Source organism: Streptomyces sp. NPDC002870 (assembly GCF_042888505.1).
GTDB lineage: Bacteria > Actinomycetota > Actinomycetes > Streptomycetales > Streptomycetaceae > Streptomyces.
The window spans coordinates 105,201-122,850 of sequence record NZ_JBIAPW010000025.1 but is presented as its reverse complement, the minus strand read 5'-3'; the positions used below and the strand labels follow the sequence as shown (position 1 = coordinate 122,850).

The 17,650-nt window shown below is 70.1% G+C and carries 18 protein-coding genes; 7 read left to right on the top strand and 11 right to left on the bottom strand.

Features of this window, described 5'->3' with window-relative positions; genetic code table 11:
* Positions 1 to 123 precede the first annotated feature (123 nt).
* The 3 genes from ACFYWY_RS26700 to ACFYWY_RS26690 form a co-directional block, all read right to left on the bottom strand.
* Positions 124 to 369, bottom strand: coding sequence for a hypothetical protein (locus ACFYWY_RS26700; protein ID WP_389190556.1), 246 nt, complete (start codon positions 367 to 369; stop codon positions 124 to 126).
* Positions 370 to 515: 146 nt separating this feature from the next.
* Positions 516 to 1,040, bottom strand: coding sequence for a hypothetical protein (locus ACFYWY_RS26695; RefSeq protein WP_389190555.1), 525 nt, complete (start codon positions 1,038 to 1,040; stop codon positions 516 to 518).
* Positions 1,041 to 1,153: 113 nt separating this feature from the next.
* The gene (locus ACFYWY_RS26690; protein WP_389190560.1) at positions 1,154 to 2,353 is read right to left on the bottom strand and encodes a YncE family protein; all 1,200 of its coding nucleotides are present in this window, start codon (positions 2,351 to 2,353) and stop codon (positions 1,154 to 1,156) included.
* 279 nt (positions 2,354 to 2,632) lie between these two features.
* Here ACFYWY_RS26690 and ACFYWY_RS26685 point away from each other — a divergent pair, with 279 nt between their 5' ends.
* On the top strand, positions 2,633 to 3,295 hold the full coding sequence (locus tag ACFYWY_RS26685; RefSeq protein WP_389190554.1) for a TetR/AcrR family transcriptional regulator: 663 nt from the start codon (positions 2,633 to 2,635) through the stop codon (positions 3,293 to 3,295).
* A gap of 55 nt (positions 3,296 to 3,350) precedes the next feature.
* On the opposite strand, the gene ACFYWY_RS26680 is transcribed toward ACFYWY_RS26685, so the two are convergent.
* Positions 3,351 to 4,346 (bottom strand): GlxA family transcriptional regulator, encoded by a 996-nt coding sequence (locus ACFYWY_RS26680; protein ID WP_389190553.1) that lies wholly within the window; start codon positions 4,344 to 4,346, stop codon positions 3,351 to 3,353.
* 71 nt (positions 4,347 to 4,417) lie between these two features.
* Between ACFYWY_RS26680 and ACFYWY_RS26675 the strand changes: the two genes are divergently transcribed.
* From ACFYWY_RS26675 to ACFYWY_RS26665, 3 genes are all read left to right on the top strand, one after another.
* Positions 4,418 to 5,746 carry an APC family permease gene (locus ACFYWY_RS26675; RefSeq protein ID WP_389190552.1) on the top strand — a complete coding sequence of 443 codons (1,329 nt, stop codon included), beginning with the start codon at positions 4,418 to 4,420 and terminating at the stop codon, positions 5,744 to 5,746.
* Between the two features lie 97 nt (positions 5,747 to 5,843).
* Positions 5,844 to 6,461 carry a hypothetical protein gene (locus tag ACFYWY_RS26670; protein ID WP_389190551.1) on the top strand — a complete coding sequence of 206 codons (618 nt, stop codon included), beginning with the start codon at positions 5,844 to 5,846 and terminating at the stop codon, positions 6,459 to 6,461.
* Positions 6,461 to 6,817, top strand: coding sequence for a hypothetical protein (locus tag ACFYWY_RS26665; protein WP_389190550.1), 357 nt, complete (start codon positions 6,461 to 6,463; stop codon positions 6,815 to 6,817). Before ACFYWY_RS26670 ends, ACFYWY_RS26665 begins: the two co-directional genes overlap by 1 nt.
* Before the next feature lie 62 nt (positions 6,818 to 6,879).
* On the opposite strand, the gene ACFYWY_RS26660 is transcribed toward ACFYWY_RS26665, so the two are convergent.
* Together ACFYWY_RS26660 and ACFYWY_RS26655 are read right to left on the bottom strand one after the other, a co-directional pair.
* Positions 6,880 to 8,079, bottom strand: a complete 1,200-nt coding sequence (locus ACFYWY_RS26660; RefSeq protein ID WP_389190549.1) for an epoxide hydrolase family protein — start codon at positions 8,077 to 8,079, stop codon at positions 6,880 to 6,882.
* Positions 8,080 to 8,154: 75 nt separating this feature from the next.
* Complete coding sequence (locus ACFYWY_RS26655; RefSeq protein WP_389190548.1) at positions 8,155 to 8,919, bottom strand: YqjF family protein; 765 nt, start codon at positions 8,917 to 8,919, stop codon at positions 8,155 to 8,157.
* A gap of 16 nt (positions 8,920 to 8,935) precedes the next feature.
* Here ACFYWY_RS26655 and ACFYWY_RS26650 point away from each other — a divergent pair, with 16 nt between their 5' ends.
* Positions 8,936 to 9,103: a hypothetical protein gene (locus ACFYWY_RS26650; RefSeq protein WP_389190547.1), complete on the top strand. Its 168-nt coding sequence runs from the start codon at positions 8,936 to 8,938 to the stop codon at positions 9,101 to 9,103.
* A gap of 26 nt (positions 9,104 to 9,129) precedes the next feature.
* Here the strand turns inward: ACFYWY_RS26650 and ACFYWY_RS26645 are convergent, their stop codons facing one another.
* On the bottom strand, positions 9,130 to 10,668 hold the full coding sequence (locus ACFYWY_RS26645; RefSeq protein ID WP_389190546.1) for an FAD-dependent monooxygenase: 1,539 nt from the start codon (positions 10,666 to 10,668) through the stop codon (positions 9,130 to 9,132).
* Between the two features lie 243 nt (positions 10,669 to 10,911).
* On the opposite strand from ACFYWY_RS26645, the gene ACFYWY_RS26640 reads away from it, so the two are divergent.
* Together ACFYWY_RS26640 and trxB are read left to right on the top strand one after the other, a co-directional pair.
* Positions 10,912 to 11,331, top strand: coding sequence for an arsenate reductase ArsC (locus ACFYWY_RS26640; RefSeq protein ID WP_389190545.1), 420 nt, complete (start codon positions 10,912 to 10,914; stop codon positions 11,329 to 11,331).
* Entirely contained in the window at positions 11,328 to 12,284 is a 957-nt protein-coding gene (gene trxB, locus ACFYWY_RS26635) for a thioredoxin-disulfide reductase (RefSeq protein WP_389190544.1), read from the top strand. Before ACFYWY_RS26640 ends, trxB begins: the two co-directional genes overlap by 4 nt.
* A 93-nt stretch (positions 12,285 to 12,377) precedes the next feature.
* Here trxB and ACFYWY_RS26630 read toward each other — a convergent pair whose 3' ends face one another.
* From ACFYWY_RS26630 to ACFYWY_RS26615, 4 genes are all read right to left on the bottom strand, one after another.
* Positions 12,378 to 13,694, bottom strand: coding sequence for a phytase (locus tag ACFYWY_RS26630; RefSeq protein ID WP_389190543.1), 1,317 nt, complete (start codon positions 13,692 to 13,694; stop codon positions 12,378 to 12,380).
* 332 nt (positions 13,695 to 14,026) lie between these two features.
* Positions 14,027 to 14,965 carry a carbohydrate ABC transporter permease gene (locus tag ACFYWY_RS26625; RefSeq protein ID WP_389190542.1) on the bottom strand — a complete coding sequence of 313 codons (939 nt, stop codon included), beginning with the start codon at positions 14,963 to 14,965 and terminating at the stop codon, positions 14,027 to 14,029.
* Positions 14,962 to 16,299, bottom strand: a complete 1,338-nt coding sequence (locus ACFYWY_RS26620) for a carbohydrate ABC transporter permease (RefSeq protein ID WP_389190541.1) — start codon at positions 16,297 to 16,299, stop codon at positions 14,962 to 14,964. The genes ACFYWY_RS26625 and ACFYWY_RS26620 overlap by 4 nt, the downstream gene beginning before the upstream one ends.
* An 11-nt stretch (positions 16,300 to 16,310) precedes the next feature.
* On the bottom strand, positions 16,311 to 17,630 hold the full coding sequence (locus ACFYWY_RS26615) for an ABC transporter substrate-binding protein (RefSeq protein WP_389190540.1): 1,320 nt from the start codon (positions 17,628 to 17,630) through the stop codon (positions 16,311 to 16,313).
* Between the last annotated feature and the right edge of the window lie 20 nt (positions 17,631 to 17,650).

Sequence of the window (17,650 nt, the reverse complement as noted above, 5' to 3'; positions counted from 1 at the left end):
ACCGGCACCTGCACCACCTGCCACCGCCCCCTGCCCAGAACATCCACCACCAGCCAGAACCCAAGAGCCAGAGCAACCTAACGGAGTCCTACTAGACGAGCACGTTCGAACCCCGAGCGCGCGTCAAGCCGCCCGGCTGTCCTGCCCTCTGTCCTCGGGCCGGCCGGTCCGAAGCCGGGCGACCAGACGGAAGAAGGTGGCTTCGTTCCCGGCCAGACCGATGGCGCGCAACGCCTCGTCGGCCTCGGTGATCGGGACGGTCAGCAGCGGAAGCGCGAGCGGAGCCTGTCGCGCGTCGGCGAGGACAGCCCGGGTGGTCTCCAGCAGCCGTACGTACGCCTGTGCCGCGGCGAGCTCATGATCGGTCATCTCGGTTGCCTCCTTTGGAAGGTGTCGGACCGTCAAGCATCTCGCGTGGCACTGACAACGGCCGCAGCGCGCCCGGCGGCGGCCGCTGCCGGGTCCGCCGGAGAGGCCGGGCCGGGCTCAGGAAGCCGGCCTGTTCCAGGTGTGTCCTACTCGGTGTCGGGCCCCTGAGCGCGCACCTCCTGGACATGCTGGAGGGAGTCACGCAGGTCGCTCAGCCAAGTGTCCGCATTGCGCTGCACCAAGCGGACGCACCAGGCCAGTGCTTCGCTGCGGCTTCGGGCGACGCCGCCGGCGATCAGGGTGTCCAGCACCTGGCGCTCGGGCTGGCGAAGCCGCGTCATCACCGGCGCGGAGACGGTGGTGTACATGGCTCGCTTGTCACCGCACTCCACGCCCCACGAGACCTTGCGCCTGAACCGCCGCTCGGCCTCGCGCGCCACCTCGATGCGCTCTTCGCGGGTACGTTCCCGGAACTCCGATATGCGGCCCTCCCGGGACGCGTCGCGTTCCGCCTCGGTCGCCTCGGCGTCGAGGTCAGGCTCCGGGATGCGGCCGATGACGGTGATCTCCTCACGGTCCACGGTCACGTCCAGGAGCTCACTGAAGAGTCCTTCAGGTATCCGCCCGGCGAACCAGCCGCGCAGCACCTGTTCCTGCTCGGTTGTAATCATGTAATCCAGATTAGGCAGCCTCGACTACGGACGGAAGAGTGTCCGCCCACGGCGTAGCGCGCCGTGACCCGGCGGATTGGCGCCCAGATCCGCCCCCAGGTAGCCGCTCCCGATCAGCCCGCGCCAGGACCGGTCCAGTCGGCCGCCACATGTGCGATGCGTACGCGCTGAGGATGGTCGCCCACCGCCACGGACGCGACCTTCTTGCCGGTGGCGAAGTCGATGGCGGTGACGCGGTCCGCGCCGCTCTCCGAGATGACGCAGGATCTGCCGTCGCCGCTCACGGTCGCCCAGTACGGCTTCGAGGCCGTCACCAGCGGCCCCTCCTGGAGCGTTGCCCGGTCGACGATCGTCGCGTAGTCGTCCATCGTCCCGGCGATGCACAGCTTGTCGCCCGCCGGGTTCACCGACATTCCGTGGTGGCGGGAGTCGTTGACCCAGGTGGTGCGGTCCTCGCTGGTCGCGGGGTTCTTCGGCAGCGTCTTCACCCGGGCGATCCGGTCGGAGGTGACGTCGTACTCGACGACGCCGTTGAAGAAGGAGACCTGGAAGTACAGCTTCGACTCGTCCGGCGTGAAGGCGACGGGCCGGACGGCGTCGGACAGGTCCTTGCGGCCGAAGGCGTCGAGGCGCCCGCGCATGTCGATGACCTTGACCTCTTTGAAGGTGGCGGCGTCGACGACGGTGATGCGGCGGTCGCCCTTCGTCCAGTCCCACGCGGGGTCGTCCAGCGCGGTGTTGACCTCGCCGATCGACATGTTCCAGAGGTACTTGCCGCCGTTGGTGAAAACATTCTCGTGGGGTTTGTCCCCGGTCTTGAACGACCCGACCTGCTTGCCGGTGCGGATGTCGAGCACATGCACGGTGTTGGACGTCGAGGCCGAGACGGCCACGCGCGTGCCGTCGGGGGAGACCGCCATATGGTCGGAGCGGTAACCGGACACGGGGAAGCGCCAGTTGATCCGGCCCGTGGTGAGGTCGATCGACACGACGTCGGCGAAGCTCGGACGGGACACGACCATGGCCGATCCGTCGGGCGTGGAGTACATGTCGTCGACGAACTGATCGTGTCCCTCGCCGGGGCCGTTGCGGATGCCGAGGAAGTAGATGAGCTTGACCGGGTTGAGGTAGATCTCAGTGAGCCGTTGGTCCTTGTCGGGAATGACGTTGATGCGGCCGATCCTGGAGAAGTCGCCCTTGGACGCGATGACGTCGGCGGTGCCGTCCCAGTTGTTGCCCACGAACATCACCTCCTTGAGGCCGGAGGCGCCGTCAGGTGGGGCTGCCGCCGTGGCGGAACCCGTGCCCACCATGGTGAACGCTGCGGCGAGAGCGCTGAGTACGCGCAGGGACGCGCGGCGCTGGGGAACACGCACGGACACGATCTGCCGTGAACGCCGGCTTGTGGGCAAGGACATCGTCGTCCCTTCCGTGGGGGAGTCGGGTGCGGCTTGTGCGAAGAGCGGTGCCAGCAGCCCAGTCTGAAAACGCGTGCGTTCAGACTGGGGCTACTGGAAAGTAGCCAGACGCGGGACACTCCACAAGACTCACGACACGAGAAAATGCCAGGACCGACGAGTGAGGGAGGGCCAGTGGCGGGCAGGCTCAGACAACCCACCGGCCGCTACGCGGGCAGGTCCGCAGAGGAGCGGCAGGCCGACCGGCGTCAGCGGTTCCTCGACGCCGGGCTGCAGCTTTTCGGCGACAGCCCCGGCTACCGCGCCACGACCGTGGCGGCGCTGAGCGAGGCCGCGGGGCTGTCCACCCGCCAGTTCTACGAGGAGTTCCGCACCCTCGAAGACGTACTGGCCGCGCTGCACCTGCAGGTCAACGACTGGGCGGAGGAAGCCGCCCTGACAGCGCTCGCAGGTGCCGACGGTCTGCCGATCGCGGAACGCGCCACGGCTACCTTCCGTGCCTACGCCGCCAACGTCACCGGCGACCCGCGTCGTATCCGCATCACTTTCGTCGAGATCATCGGTGTCAGTCCGCGGCTGGAGGAGCAGCGCCTGGCCCGGCGCTCCCGATGGGTTGACCTCATATGCGCCGAGGCGGCAGCGGCGGTCGAGCGAGGTGAGGCGGCGCCTCGTGACTATCGCGTCGCCGCGGCGGCCTTCATCGGAAGCGTGAACGGTCTCCTGCACGACTGGAGGGCGGGCTGGGTGGACGCGACGCTCGATCAGGTTGTCGACGAGCTGGTGCAGTTGCTGCTGGGCATCCTGCGCCCGGTCGACCGGCGGCCGCCCGGCGCTTAGCCCCCGGGGCGTAGGTCGCCAGGCCAATAGCCGACCCCCGGGGCGTAGCTCGCCCTCAGGGCAACGGGGAGGCCTGTCCGGCGAGTTGCCTGCCCGCGCGATGGCGGAAGACGTGGCGGTACGTCTGCGGGGACACGGTCGTGATCCGCCGGAAGTGGTGCCGCAGATTGGCCGCCGTGCCGAAGCCCGTACGCCCGGCGATGAGTTCCACCGGCTCGTCGGTGGTCTCCAGCAACTCCTGTGCCAGCCGCACTCGTTGCTGGAGGAGCCACTGCAGCGGAGTGGTCCCCAGAGTGTCGCGGAACCGGCGGGCGAAGGTTCGCTCGCTCAGACGCGCCACGCGGGCCAGCTGCGGGACGGTGAGCGCCTCATGGAGGTTCTCACGGGCCCACCGCAGCACCGGCTCGAGACCGTCGTCCTCCTCCGGCCGCACCAGGGGCGTGACGTACTGAGTCTGGCCGCCCTCACGGTGTGGCGGCACGACCATACGGCGGGCCACCTCGTTGGCGACCGCGGAACCGTGGTCCCGGCGCACCAGGTGCAGGCACAGGTCGATGGCGGCTCCGCTGCCGGCCGAGGTGAGGATGTTGCCGTCCTCGGTGTAGAGCGCGGACGGCGTGAAGCCGACGTCCGGGAACCGGTGCGCGAAGTCGCCGCTGTTCATCCAGTGCGTCGTCGCCGGCCGGCCCGTCAGCAGCCCGGCGTGGGCGAGGACGTACGCGCCGCTGCACAGCGAGACGATCCGGCGGCCCATCTCGTGCGCCTTGCGCACCGCGTCGACAAGGGGCTGTGGCGGGGCGATCTGCACGGGGCGGGCGCACGCGGCCACGATGACCGTGTCCGCTTCGACCAGGGCGTCCATGCCGTACGGGGCGTCGACCGTCAGCCCGGACGTGCTCCGCACAGGTCCGGGCTCCGCGGCGCACATCCGCAGCTCGTACCAGGGCGCCACGATGTCGCTGCGGTCGAGGCCGAAGACCTCGCACGGGATGGCCAATTCGAAGCTGGGCGCCCCCTCCGTAACGGCGACGGCCACGACGTGTCGGCTCATGGCAGTAATTTATCGCATCATGGCAATTCTGCCGATGGTCCACAGTCGGCCAGGTCAGCCAGGGTGCAGCTATGAGCCATACGAACATCCGGCCCGCGAGTGGCCGGCTCAGCGCACCCCAGGGCGCGGCACTGTACATCGGCGCTGTGCTGGGGACCGGCGTGATCACCTTTCCCGCGCTCGCGGCCGAGGCCGCAGGCCCCGCGTCGCTGCTGGCCTGGCTCGGTCTCGTCATCCTTTCCGTGCCGCTCGCCGCGACCTTCGCCGCGCTCGGCGCCCGCTATCCGGACGCCGGAGGGGTGTCGACCTATGCGCGGCTGGCCTTCGGTGAACGGACCGCGGCGGTGGTCGGCTGGTGCTTCTACTGTGCGGTGCCGCCGGGTGCGAGCGCCGCGGCGCTGTTCGGCGGCGCGTACGTCTCTTCGGCTCTGGGCGGCGGCAGGACGACCACCGCTGTGACCGCCATGGCGCTGATGGCGGTCGTCACCGCGTCCAACGCCGTCGGCCTGCGGATGACGGGGCGGGTGCAGCTCGCGCTCGCGGCCCTGCTCGCCCTGCTGCTGCTCGTCGCGGTGGGACTTTCCCTGCCGCACGCGCGGATGGACAACCTCCAGCCGTTCGCGCCGCACGGCTGGACTGCGATCGGATCGGCTTCGGTGCTGCTGGTGTGGAGCTTCGCCGGATGGGAGGCCATCACGCACCTGGCGGCGGAGTTCCGGCGCCCGGCCCGGGACCTGCCGCGGGCCGCGGCAGCGGCGGTCGTGGTCGTGGGTGTGCTGTACCTCGCGGTGGCGTTCGCCGTGGTCACCGTGCTCGGCTCCGCGGCGGCGGACACGGACGCGCCGCTGGGCGACCTCATGGCCAAGGGGCTGGGCGGCGAAGCCCGGCTGCTGGCTGCCGCGGCCGCCGTACTGCTGACGCTGGGCACCATGAACGCGTACTACGCCGGGGCCGCGAAGCTCGGTGCCGCCCTCGGCCGGGACGGGGCGCTGCCTGCCTGGCTGACCCGCGGCAGCATGGTCGGCGAGGCGCCGCGGCGCAGCCTGGGCGTCGTCTCCGGACTGGCGTTCGTGGTGCTGCTGGCCGTCGTCATGACGGATGCCGGTGTGGAGCCACTGGTGCTGCTGGCCAACGGCTCGTTCGTGGCGGTGTACGCGATCGGGGTCGCCGCGGCCGTCCGCCTGCTGCCGCGAGGCAGCAAGGGGCGCGCCGCGGCCCTGGCCGCACTTGTCGCGGTCGTGGCCCTGCTCGCGATGAGCGGCAGGTACCTGGTCTGGCCACTGGTGGTGACCGGAGCGGCGCTGGTCTATCTGCGGATCAGCAAACGCCGCCGGACGGCGGAGTCGACACGTCGCGCGAGCACGGCCGCCGACGCGGGCGAGCGGACTCTTTCACCGTGACGGTCGCCGGCACGGCGCGCGAGCGCGGTCCGTTTGACCGACGGATTGCGGGCAACTCGCTTTGTGGAATGCCCCATCGTGAACCGGGAAGGCAGCCATGTCCACAGTCCTGATCATCGTTGCTCTGGTCGCCGTGCTCGTCATCGCCGCCGCCGCGGTGCTCTACCTCGGACCAGGCAGGGGAGAGAGCCGAAGGGGGCTCAAGCGGCGGTTCGGGCCCGAGTACGACCGGTCCGTCGTCGGCCACGACGGCGACACCAAGGCAGCCGAACGTGAACTGAAGGAGCGCGTCAAGCGCCACGGCGAACTGAAGACGCGGCCGCTGACGAACGAGACGCGTGAGCTGTACATCGCCCAATGGGCCGTTCTCCAGGAGCGCTTCGTCGACTCCCCGGACCAGTCGGTGGCCGAGGCGGACCAACTGCTGGCCCGGCTCGCGGGGGAGCGGGGCTTCCCCGAGGCCGCGCGGTACGAGGAGCAGCTCGCCGCCCTGTCCGTACACCACGCGGAACAGGTCGGCGGCTACCGCCGGGTGCACCGCGCAGCGCGCGGACAGGCGAACACGGAGGAGCTGCGCGAGGCGATGGTCCACGGCCGCGCACTGTTCGAGGCCCTGATCGCCGCCCGTCCCGAGGACAGTCGCGGGCACGGGGCCGGTGCGGCGGGGCGCGGTCGGCGCGCACATCTGCTGAAGCCGAAGGGGAGTGGCGCCTGATGGCGTACGAAACGGAGCAGACCGAGTCGCCCGGGCACCCCGAGCCTTCGCCGCCGCAGGGCCCGCACCCGGCGATGCAGCTCATCTCGCCGGAGGAGCGCGACAAGCTGACCCTGCGCCTGCACCAGTCCCTCACCGGCTTCGTCGACGGACCGCGGCACGCGGTCGAGGAGGCGGCGGAAGTACTGGACGAAACCGTCAAGCGCATCACGGCCGCCCTCACCGAACGGAGTCACTCCCTCCGCGCCGACTGGCAGGGCGCGAGCGAGGGCCGCTCGGCGGAGTCGGATACGGAGGAGCTGCGGGTCGCCCTGCGCGCGTACCGCGAGGTGACGGAACGGCTGCTGCGGCTGTAGGACCTGGACTGTGCGCGCGCCGGCGGCCGGCCGGATCGGTGCCGGCAGGCGCGCGCCCCCCGTCAGCCGTCGACTGTTGCGCGAAGCGCCCGGAAGAACCCCCGTACGTCGGCGACCAGCAGGTCCGGTTCTTCCATCGCCGGGAAATGCCCACCCCGGTCGAACTCCGTCCAGCGCACGATCGTGTTCGTCCGCTCCGCGATGTGCCGCAGCGGAATGAAGTTCTCGTGCGGAAAGACGGCCAAGGCGGTCGGCGCGGTCGACGGCTCGGGCGGCGCGCCCCAATAGTCGGCGTGCGCCCTTTCGTAGTAGATGCGGGCGGACGAGCCGGCGGTCCCGGTCAGCCAGTACAGCATCACGTTGGTGAGCAGTAGGTCGCGGTCGACGGCGTCCTCGGGGCGGTCCGGCGCATCGGTCCACTCCTTGAACTTCTCGGCGATCCACGCCAGTTGGCCGACCGGTGAGTCGGTCAGCCCGTACGCCAGCGTCTGTGGCCGGGTGGCCTGGATGTCGGCGTAACCCTGGCTGTCGCGGCGCCACCGTCGGCTCCGTTCCCACGAGGCCAGTGTGCGCTCGCGCTCCGCCGGGCTGAGGCCGGCCAGCTCGGCGGCGCTCGGCTCCTCAGCCGCGGCAGAGCCCGGCAGCAGGTTCAGGTGCACGCCGATGACCTGGTCGGGGCAGGTGCGGCCGAGCTCGCGGGAGACGGCCGAGCCCCAGTCGCCGCCCTGAGTGCCGTACCGCCGGTAGCCCAGACGCCGCATCAGCTCCGCGAATGCGGCGGCCACTCGGCGGTACTCCCAGCCGGTCTCCCGCGTCGGCCCGGACAGCCCGAAACCCGGGATGCTCGGCAGCACCAGGTGGAACGCGTCGGCCGGATCGCCGCCGTGGGCTCGTGGGTCGGACAGCGGGCCGGCGACGGCGGCGAATTCGACGATCGAGCCGGGCCAGCCGTGCGTCATGATCAGCGGGGTCGCGTCCGGTTCGGGAGACCGGATGTGGGCGAAATGCAGGTGCGCCCCATCGATGGTGGTGGTGAACTGCGGCCAGTCGTTCAGCCTGGTTTCCGCGGCGCGCCAGTCGTACTCGTGCCGCCAGTACCGCGCGAGCTCCTTGAGGTAGTCACGCGGGATGCCGTAGGCCCAGCCCACTCCGGGCAGTTCGTCAGGCCATCGGGTTCGAGCGAGGCGCTCGCGCAGATCGTCCAGGTCGCCTTGGGGAATGTCGACGCGGAACGGGTGGATGCGCTCGGTGGGGCTGGTCATGACTGCGCATGCTAGGTACGCCTCGCCATGAAAGCGAACGAGATCTCTGTGCCTCGCCCGGCCTGGCCGTCGTCGTCAGGGGGTTGGGATGCCGCCGGGGCGGGCCGGGCGTCCGAAGCGTACGGGGACGCCGGGCGAGTACAGCACGCTCACCGGGTCGCCGACCGGCCTCGGGAGTCCCGCGGCCGTGATGAGGTCCTCGTCGCACTCGACCAGGTCCGCTCGGTGCAGGGGCCAGCGTGGGTGGGTGTTCGGCAGGTACATCTGCCGTCCGAGGAAGGTGTTGTGCATTCCCCAGCGGGCGGTCAGAAAGTGCTCGAGGTCGGTGGGATCCTGGACGCTTTCCCCGACGCGTATGGTGATCCGGCTGCGCGCGCCGCGCGGCCCCGGCCAGCGCCTGGTGCTTGTGTAGGTGATGGTGTCGTCGCTCTGGCGGATCGTCATCCGCGACCACAGGTACGGCAGCCGGAACGCCGCTCGTGCAACCGCCACCGGTATGAGGCGGGAGGCGTCGAGCGAGCGGAAGACGACGCCCCGTCGTCCGTGGGCGTCCACCGAATAGAGGCGGACGTTGGTCTCCGGGAACGTTCCCAGATAGGGGACGCCGGGGAGCCGGAACCAGCCGACACGGTGCATGCGGAAGGCTACGAGGCCGACGTAGGTGACCCCGTCCAGGGTGTCGGGGACGGTGCCGGCAGGCAGGAGGGGTGCCACGTCGGCGGGGTCGACGGCCCAGTGCAGGAAGGCCAAGTCAAGCCACGACTGGGTGAGCAGTGGGTTCTCGGTGGTGCTGGGCGGGTCGGCCGTTATCGGATCCGGGGCGAGTGGCGTGAGCGACACGGCGCCAGCATCCCAGATGCCTCTGCACGGCTGGGACCCACCCCCGCCCTTCTGTGCCGCTACCGACCACATCCTGACCGGCCCCAAGGCACTGAGCTACGCCGACGCCGCCGCGATCCTCGCTCGGCGGACGGGCGTCACCGTGCGTCACCGCTGCGAGTTCGCCGAGTGCGGGATCCGATGAAGCGGTTGCCGTTCGCCGCCTGATCGCTACCTCGGCAGCCACCGGTCGAGGTATCCGAGAAGGCCGGTCAGGTCCGTGCCACCTGCGCGGTATCCGATGTAGCCGTCCGGTCGGACCAGACAGTGGATGATGCCCCGCCAAGGCCCGTTCGGGCCGAGCGTGTGGACATGGAGCAGCCGGTCGCGACCGCCGGTGGCAGCCGCGATCCGGTCGGTGTCCCACACCTCGCGGCGCCCGCACAGCAGCAGGTGGTATCCGGGAGCGGCCGTCATCGCGTGCAGGTCGCCGGTGGCGTCGGGGAGCCGGTCACCTGCCCGTGGGCCGCGCCTGGGCGCATGCGGGCCCTCGGTGGTGGCGGGGCTGCGCCGGTAGTGGATGGCCAGCTGGGAGACCGTACGGAAGGCCGCGGCGCGCAGGAAGGGAAGGCGCAGGGCCAGCGGTGCCAGCCGGGGTGCTATGCGGGCTCGGGCGAGCTTCAGCAGTGGCTTGCGGCCGGTGGCGATGGTGAACGCGCGGTCGGTGAAGCGCAGCACCTTCCGGCCGACCGGGGCGCGTTCGCTCTCGTACGTGTCCAACAGTGCGTCCGGTGCGGCGCCACGGCAGACAAGTGCGAGCTTCCAGCCGAGATTGAGGGAATCCTGGATGCCCGTGTTCATGCCCTGGGCCCCGGCGGGGCTGTGGATGTGGGCGGCATCGCCGGCGAGGAAGGCGCGTCCGGCGCGGTAGTTCTTGGCGCCGCGGTTGTAGAGCTTGAAGTTGGTCATCCATACGGGGTCTCGCAGGTGCAGCGGGTCGCTGACGTAGCGCTCCACAATCGCCTCCAACTGCCCGAGATCCAAGGGGCTTTCTGCGCCAGCGTCTCCCGGCGGCCGCATCGCGAGCATCCGCCAGCTCGCCGGTGAGACCAGCGGGAAGAACAACACAACCCCCGCCTCGGTGAGGTACCCGTGCGCAGCGCCCTTCTCCAGACCGTCCACCTCCAGGTCCGCGAGCACGAAGGTCTGCGGGTACGCGTAGCCCTCGAAGCCGATACCGGCCTGCTCGCGGACCGTGCTGCGCGCCCCGTCGCAGCCGACGACATAGCGGGCGGTCACCTCCTCCTCGCTCCCGTCCAGATGCCTCAACCGGCAGGCCGCGTAAGCATCTTCGGCCGTCAGATCCAGTTCGAGCAGCTCGGTGCCCCGCTCGACCGTCGTACCCGCTGCGGCGACATGGCCGCTGAGCACGCTCTCCGTCTCGGCCTGGGAGAGGAACAGCAGGTAGGGGTACTTGGTGTCGGCGACGCCGATGTCGAACAGCGGCACCCGCACGGTACGACCCGGAAGATGCAGCCGCAGCTGCACGGCCGGGTTCCCGCGCGCGAGCAACTCGTCCGTCACCCCGAACGGCGAGAGGGCTTCCAGGGTCCGGGGCTGGATGGCCAGCGCTCGTGATTCCCGGGCCCGGTCGAGGTTCCGGTCGATGATCCGGAACCGCATCCCGTACGCATGCAACTGCGCCGCGAGCGCCAGCCCGGTCGGCCCGGCGCCCACCACCAGCACATCAAGCGATTGACTCGCAGCCATGCCAGCAGTGTGCCGCCGAAGTACTCGCCGCGCTTGCCGGGGCTCGAAGTGCGTGACCGGTCGAGCGTGCCGGGCTCGGCGACGATCGAGGTCAGCCCGGATCGAGTCCCATCGGGTCAGTGTCGACTGACGTCACCATGGGCTGATATTCTCGCATCATCTGGAGCTGATACCAGTCCGGACTGAGTGGAAGGGCGCACACCCGCGTTGAACCGCTCCGCACACTCCGCAAAGGAAGAACCGATGTCCTCCAGCCCGATCGCCTCCGTGCTCTTCGTCTGCGTCCACAACGCCGGGCGCTCGCAGATGGCCGCCGGATTCCTCACCCACCTCGCGGGCGACCGGATCGAGGTCCGCTCCGCCGGTTCGCTGCCCGCCGACCAGGTCAACCCGGCGGCGGTCGAGGCGATGAAGGAGGTCGGCATCGACATCTCGGGCCGGCGGCCGAAGGTGCTGACGGCCGAGGCCGTTCAGGCGTCCGACTACGTCATCACCATGGGCTGCGGGGACGCCTGCCCGGTCTTCCCCGGCAAGAAGTACCTCGACTGGGCTCTGGAAGACCCGGCGGGCCAGGGCGTCGAGGCCGTACGGCCCATCCGGGACGAGATCAGGACCCTGGTCGAGGGCCTGATCGCCGAGGCAGCGCCGGAGACCGCGAAGTGACGACCGAGAGCGAGATCCGCAACGTCATCGTCGTCGGCTCCGGCCCGGCCGGCTACACCGCCGCCCTCTACACCGCTCGCGCCTCCCTCACGCCGCTGGTGTTCGAGGGCTCGGTGACCGCGGGCGGTGCGCTGGCCCTGACGACCGAGGTGGAGAACTTCCCCGGTTTCCGCGACGGCATCATGGGCCCGGATCTCATGGACAACATGCGCGCCCAGGCCGGGCGCTTCGGCGCCGAACTGATCCGCGACGACATCGTCACCGTCGACCTCACCGGCGAGATCAAGTTCGTCACGGACACCGCGGGCACAGTGCACCGGGCCAAGAGCGTGATCGTCGCGACCGGCTCGCAGCACCGCAAGCTGAACCTGGCGGGCGAGGACGCCCTCTCGGGCCGCGGTGTCTCGTACTGCGCGACCTGCGACGGATACTTCTTCCGCGAGCACGACATCGTGGTCGTCGGCGGCGGCGACACAGCGATGGAGGAGGCGACCTTCCTCTCCCGTTTCGCGCGCTCCGTCACCGTCGTCCACCGCCGCGACACGCTGCGTGCCTCCAAGGCCATGCAGGAGCGCGCCTTCGCCGACCCGAAGATCTCGTTCGCCTGGAACAGCGAAGTCACCGGGATCCACGAGAAGGACGGCAGGCTGGCCGGCCTCACCCTGCGCAGCACCACGACCGGCGAGACGTCCGAACTCGCGGCCACCGGCCTGTTCGTGGCCATCGGCTACGACCCGCGCACCGAACTGGTCAAGGGCCAGCTGGAGTTGGAACAGGACGGCCACCTCAAGGTCGCCTCGCCCTCCACCCGTACGAACATCCCCGGCGTCTTCGCGGCGGGCGACGTCGTGGACCACACCTACCGCCAGGCCATCACCGCCGCCGGCTCGGGCTGCGCCGCGGCTCTGGACGCCGAGCGCTACCTCGCCGCCCTCGCGGACAACGGCGCATAGAGGCGGCGGGCCCATGGCCGCACCGTAGAGGCTCCGGCCCGCAGCAGCGGGCATCCCCGTGCTGCCGCGGGCCATCACCTCAAGTCCTGTGCGTCACATGTCGGCGGCGTCGACCACCGCGCCGAGGTCGACGAACTTGAAGCCGGTGGCCTCCCTGTCGCCGCCCTCACCGTTCGGCACCGCGGGCGTCTCATGCCCGTCCTGGACCACCAGAAGACCGCGCGGATAGCGCGCGCCCAGCGGCTGGTTGAGCACAGCCGCGCCGTCGCACTCCTCGCTGCCGTCGATCGTGCCCGAGGCGGCGCCGATCCGGAAGCCGCCCTCGTACTCGTTGTGCTCGGAGATCTCCCGGTCGTACAGCGCGAACGTGTCGTCACCCTGGCTGGAGGCGATGAGATAGCCGTCGCCGTCGGGCTCCTGGAACAGCGTCAGGCCCTCGACGTCGGCTGCCAGTCGCTTGCCGCCGTACCCGGGATCGGCGCCCAGGGTGCACTCCTCGGTCTCTTCGTCGTAGACGCCGGGGACGCCGTACTCCCTGACCTTGTCGGCCAGTACGGGCTTGCCGGTGAGGTCGGCACGCATCCGCCAGATGCCGATGTCCTCCTGGCCGGCGTAGAGCATCCCGTTGGCCGGGTCCACGACCATGCCCTCGACCTGGGGCAGTTCGCCGGGCTCGGCGCACGGGCTCCAACTCGTGCTATTGGGAAGGCGGAAGGACGACGGAAGTTCGAGCGTGCGGATCTTGCGGTAGCCGACTGTGCCCGCCGCCGTCGGCTTCAGCTCCAGGAGCGCGACTGTCGTGCTGTTGCGCCGGCTGACGAGTGCGTACGTTCGCCCGGTGCCCTTGTCCGTCCAGGTTGCCAGGCCATAGGCGGTGCGCTGCTCGTTGATCTCGGACTGGCTCGTGGAGAACACCGGCGCGGCCGCCGGATCCGTGACGTCGGTCAGCGGGCGTCCCGGCCGCGACGGGTCGATGCGGTAGATGCGCAGCCGGTCACTGCCGCGGTCGCTCACCACCGCGACGTCTGCGCGGCCGGCCGGCGTCCGCAGTCCGGAGACGAGGTCGACGTTGTTGAACCGGCCCGGCGCGTCCCCCGCACCGGGCGGCGCGGGCGCGGGAATCGACTGCACCTGCCTGGCATCGAGGTCGTAGACCCGCAGGCCGCCCTCCTTCGCCGTGGCGACGACCAGACTGCGGGCCGGCTCTGCGGCGTTGCGCCAGATCGCGGGGTCGTCGGCATTGGCGTTGCCGCCCGCTTCGTCGTCGTAGAGGGCCGGGGTCTCCGCCGTGGGGGTGATCGTGGGCAGAGCGGAGTGACCGGCCTGCGCGGGGGTCGGGGCGAGGAGGGCGACAAGCGCGGCGCCGAGAGCGGCGGCTGCCGCCGGTCGTGCGGAGCGGTGCAGTCTCACTGGCGCTTCCTTAATGTCGGGGACATGCCGATGGTCCGTCAGGGAGCATCCGGCCAAAGGGCGGCGCCAGGTCGTCATCCAGGTGATGGGACCGTGTTCGGATCGTGAATTCGCCCGGGCGGCGACATGCGCGGCGACATGCGGCGGGCTCGCCGCGACTGCCGGTTCGGGGGCCACACTCCCATTCTGGGCGAGGGAGCTGAATCTCGCGCCCGCAGCAGCTCGCACCCGCCACGATGAAGGCCCGGACCGTACAACGGTCCGGGCGATCACGTGCTTGACGTCGGCATGTGCCGGTCGTGGCTGCGGCCTCGGCCGCGACGATGCGCCGGCTATTTGACCGAGCCCGCCATCACCCCCTGGACGAAGTGCCGTTGGAAGGCGAAGAAGACGATCAGCGGCACCACCAGGGAGAGGAAGGCACCCGGTGCCAGTACGCCGATGTTGCTGCCGAACTGCCGCATCTCGGACTGGAGGGCGACGGTGAGCGGCTGGGACTCGCTGTCGGCGAAGAGCAGTGCGACCAGCATGTCGTTCCATACCCAGAGGAACTGGAAGATGGCCAGGCTGGCCAGAGCCGGCCGGCCCAGTGGCAGGATCAGCCGGGAGAAGATCCGCCACTCCCCGCCGCCGTCCATCCGGGCGGCCTCCAGCATTTCGCGCGGGATCTCGGCGAAGTAGTTGCGGAGCAGGAAAATCGCGAACGGCAGCCCGTAGGCGACATGGAAGAGGATCACGCCCGGGATCGTGCCGAACAGCCCGACGGCGCCGAACAGTTTGGCCACGGGCAGCAGCCCGATCTGTACGGGTACCACGAGCAGACCCACGACCACCAGGAAGACCGCATTGCGGCCGGGGAACTCCAGCCAGGCGAAGGCGTATCCGGCCAGCGCCGCGATGCCCACGACCAGCACCGTGGTGGGCACCGAGATCAGGACGGTGTTCCAGAAGGCCTGCGTGATACCGGAGTCCTGGAACAGGGCGGTGTAGTTGTCCAGGGACAGCTGCCCGGGTTCGGTCAGCGCCGTCCACCAGCCCTCGGCCGCGTTGTCCTGTTCGGAGCGCATCGAGGACAGGAACAGCCCGGCCAGCGGGGTGATCCAGATGAGTGCGACGACGAGCAGGACGGCCTGGACCAGTCCGTTGCCGAGCCACTTCGTCAGTACGCCCAAGGGCCGCGGGCGCGGCCGGTGTGAGGGGACAGGGACGTGGGCGGAGGCCTTGGCGACCGGCTGGGACGGATTGCGCTCGATGGTGCTGTGACCGCTCATGCTCCGCTCCTTCGGAAGCGCCGGACATTGAAGATCATTGCGGGCACGACCAGGAGCAGGAGCAGCACGCTGAGGGCGCTGCCGAGTCCCTGGTTGTTGCCGCCGCCGAAGGACACCAGCCACATCCGGGTCGCCAGGACGTTGGCCTCCTCCTGGACCGGCCCCGGCGCAATGATCCAGACGAGGTCGAAGACCTTCATCACATTGATCACCAGGGTCACGAAGACCACCGTCAGCACCGGAGCGAGCAGCGGCACCGTGATCTTCCGGAAGATCTGCCACTCATTGGCGCCGTCCATCCGGGCCGCCTCCAGGGCGTCCCGGGGGATGGCGGCCAGTCCCGCCCCGATCAGCACCATCGAGAAGCCGGTCCAGATCCACAGATAGGCACCGATGATCGCCGGGGTGACCAGAGCCGGGCCGAGCCAGGAAATGCCCTGGTAGGGGGCTGCGAAGTTCTCCGCCGGGAGCCGGACGGTGTACGAACCGGCCTCCATGCCGGGGAAGATGAACGAGCCGTCCGCGGCGGTGGTGGCTTTCGCGGCCACCTTTCCGTCCCGTACCGCCTCGACCGACATCCCCGGCAGCCCCTTCTCGGCCGGGTCCACCTTGCCCGGCTTGCCGCCTCCGCCTGGAGTGAAGTCCAGGTAGACCACGCCCTTCACCTCGTCCGCGGCGGGCGCGGCAGAGGACGCGGCGAGTGCGGGCCGGGCGTCGGACGGCATCTTGTCCGGTGCCACTCCTACGAAGCCGAGGCTGACGGACTTTCCGGGGCTGACCCCGTCGGTCGTCCGGTACGCACCGCCCGGATCCCCGGTCAGTCCCTGGCCCTGACGGGCTCTGGCGGTGGGGTACGCCGAACGGTCGTCGAAGGTGTCGTGGACGCCCACGGCCACGGCGTTGAGCACACCCCGGTTCGGGTCCTCCTCGTACGCGAGCCGGAAGATGATGCCGGCGGCCAGGAACGACACCGCCATGGGCAGGAAGAGCACCAGCTTGAAGGCGGTCGCCCAGCGCACCTTCTCGGTCAGCACCGCGAGCACCAGGCCGAGACCGGTCAGCAGAACCGGAGCCACGACAACCCAGATGGTGCTGTTGCGGATCGCCTTGAGCGTCGCGGGATCGCTGAATATCTCGGCGTAGTTGTCGCCGCCGACGAACCGGTCGCCGCTCGCGTCGAAGAGGCTTCGTCCGGCGGAGAACAGCACGGGGTAGACGACCAGCGCGCCGAGCAGCAGCAGGGCGGGCAGGACGAACACCACCGCGATGTTCCGCCTCCTGCGTTGCGCCCGCCGCCGCGGATTCGCGGCGGGGGCGGATGTGGTGACAGCCATGGTGCGCGGCCTCAGTTCTTGTACGCCTTGGCGGCCGCGGCTTCGAGCTCGGCCGCGGTGGCCTTCGGGTCCGAGGGGTCGCGCAGGAAGTCCTGGAGGAGCTTCCACTCGCCCGCGCCCTTGGTTCCGCCGAACGCGGCCGGGGCCTGGTCGGACATGTCGAAGCGCACCGAGTCACCGGCGTCTACCAGCGACTTGGCCGTGGAACGGGTGGTGTCATCGGCGTACGAGGCGAGGTCCACGTCCTTGTTGGGGGAGAGGAAGCCTCCCGCGCCGGCCCACACCGACGCCGCCTCGGGGGTGGCCAGGAACTCCAGCAGCCGCTGGGCCGCCTTCTTGTTCTTGCCGTCCTTGAGCACCACGGCCGCGTCACCGCCGCTCACCACCGGTGCCTTGCCGCTGTCGACACCGGGGAAGGGGAAGAACTTGGCGTCCTCGCCCAGCTTCTTGCCGAAGTCGTCCTTGGCCATACCGCCCACGAAGTCGCCCTCGTAGACCATGCCCGCCTTCGGCTCGGGACCGAAGACCTGCTCGATCGAGCCCGGGAAGTCGGTGCGCAGCGCGCCGGCCGAGCCTCCGGCCACGAGCTGCTTGTCCTTGAACACCTCGCCCAGGGTGGTGAGTGCCTTGACCACGCTGGCGTCGGTCCAGGGCAGGGTGTGGGCGGCCAGCTGGTCGTACTTCTCCGGTCCGGCCTGGGAGAGGTAGATGTTCTCGAACCAGTCGGTGAGGGTCCAGCCGTCCTCACCGGCGACGGCGAAGGCGGGCAGTCCGGAGTCGGCGAGCGTGCGGCCCGCCTTGAGCATGTCCGTGTAGCTCTTGGGCTCCGCCACTCCGGCCTGCTCGAACGCGCTCGGGCTGTACCAGACGGTCGACTTGTGGGCCGCCTTGAAGTAGAGGCCGTAGTAGGTCTTGTCGACGGTGCCGTAGTTCTTCCACACCGTGGCGAGGTTCGCGCCGGCGGTCGTCTCGGCCTTCTGCGACAGGGGTTCGAGCCAGCCCTCCTTGGCGAACTGCTGGAGTACGCCGACCTGAGGCACCATCGCCACGTCCGGCGCGTTGCCGCCCTCGATCTTGCTGCCGACGAAGGTGGAGACGTTGTCACCGGTCGGCACGAAGACGGTCTTGGCGCCGGTCTTCTTGGTGAAGGCGTCCAGCACCTTGCGGAAGTTCTTCTGCTCGCTGCCGGTCCAGACTCCGGCCACGGTCACGGTCTGGCCGGTGAGTTCCTGGCCGCCGCTCGCCGGGCCGGGCGAGCCGCCGCAGGCCGTCGCGCCGAGGGCGAGGGTGAGTACCGCCGATGCGGCCGCCGTGGTCCGTCGGGTCGTCATGTGTCGTCGCATGGTGACAG

What these genes read in the sequence shown, in the direction of transcription:
- ACFYWY_RS26700 (WP_389190556.1), bottom strand. Translation starts at nt 369, where the DNA reads ATGACCGATCATGAGCTCGCCGCGGCACAGGCGTACGTACGGCTGCTG.
- ACFYWY_RS26695 (WP_389190555.1), bottom strand. Translation starts at nt 1,040, where the DNA reads ATGATTACAACCGAGCAGGAACAGGTGCTGCGCGGCTGGTTCGCCGGG.
- ACFYWY_RS26690 (WP_389190560.1), bottom strand. Translation starts at nt 2,353, where the DNA reads ATGGTGGGCACGGGTTCCGCCACGGCGGCAGCCCCACCTGACGGCGCC.
- ACFYWY_RS26680 (WP_389190553.1), bottom strand. Translation starts at nt 4,346, where the DNA reads ATGAGCCGACACGTCGTGGCCGTCGCCGTTACGGAGGGGGCGCCCAGC.
- ACFYWY_RS26675 (WP_389190552.1), top strand. Translation starts at nt 4,418, where the DNA reads ATGAGCCATACGAACATCCGGCCCGCGAGTGGCCGGCTCAGCGCACCC.
- ACFYWY_RS26670 (WP_389190551.1), top strand. Translation starts at nt 5,844, where the DNA reads ATGTCCACAGTCCTGATCATCGTTGCTCTGGTCGCCGTGCTCGTCATC.
- ACFYWY_RS26665 (WP_389190550.1), top strand. Translation starts at nt 6,461, where the DNA reads ATGGCGTACGAAACGGAGCAGACCGAGTCGCCCGGGCACCCCGAGCCT.
- ACFYWY_RS26660 (WP_389190549.1), bottom strand. Translation starts at nt 8,079, where the DNA reads ATGACCAGCCCCACCGAGCGCATCCACCCGTTCCGCGTCGACATTCCC.
- ACFYWY_RS26650 (WP_389190547.1), top strand. Translation starts at nt 8,936, where the DNA reads ATGCCTCTGCACGGCTGGGACCCACCCCCGCCCTTCTGTGCCGCTACC.
- ACFYWY_RS26645 (WP_389190546.1), bottom strand. Translation starts at nt 10,668, where the DNA reads ATGGCTGCGAGTCAATCGCTTGATGTGCTGGTGGTGGGCGCCGGGCCG.
- ACFYWY_RS26640 (WP_389190545.1), top strand. Translation starts at nt 10,912, where the DNA reads ATGTCCTCCAGCCCGATCGCCTCCGTGCTCTTCGTCTGCGTCCACAAC.
- ACFYWY_RS26625 (WP_389190542.1), bottom strand. Translation starts at nt 14,965, where the DNA reads ATGAGCGGTCACAGCACCATCGAGCGCAATCCGTCCCAGCCGGTCGCC.
- ACFYWY_RS26620 (WP_389190541.1), bottom strand. Translation starts at nt 16,299, where the DNA reads ATGGCTGTCACCACATCCGCCCCCGCCGCGAATCCGCGGCGGCGGGCG.
- ACFYWY_RS26615 (WP_389190540.1), bottom strand. Translation starts at nt 17,630, where the DNA reads ATGACGACCCGACGGACCACGGCGGCCGCATCGGCGGTACTCACCCTC.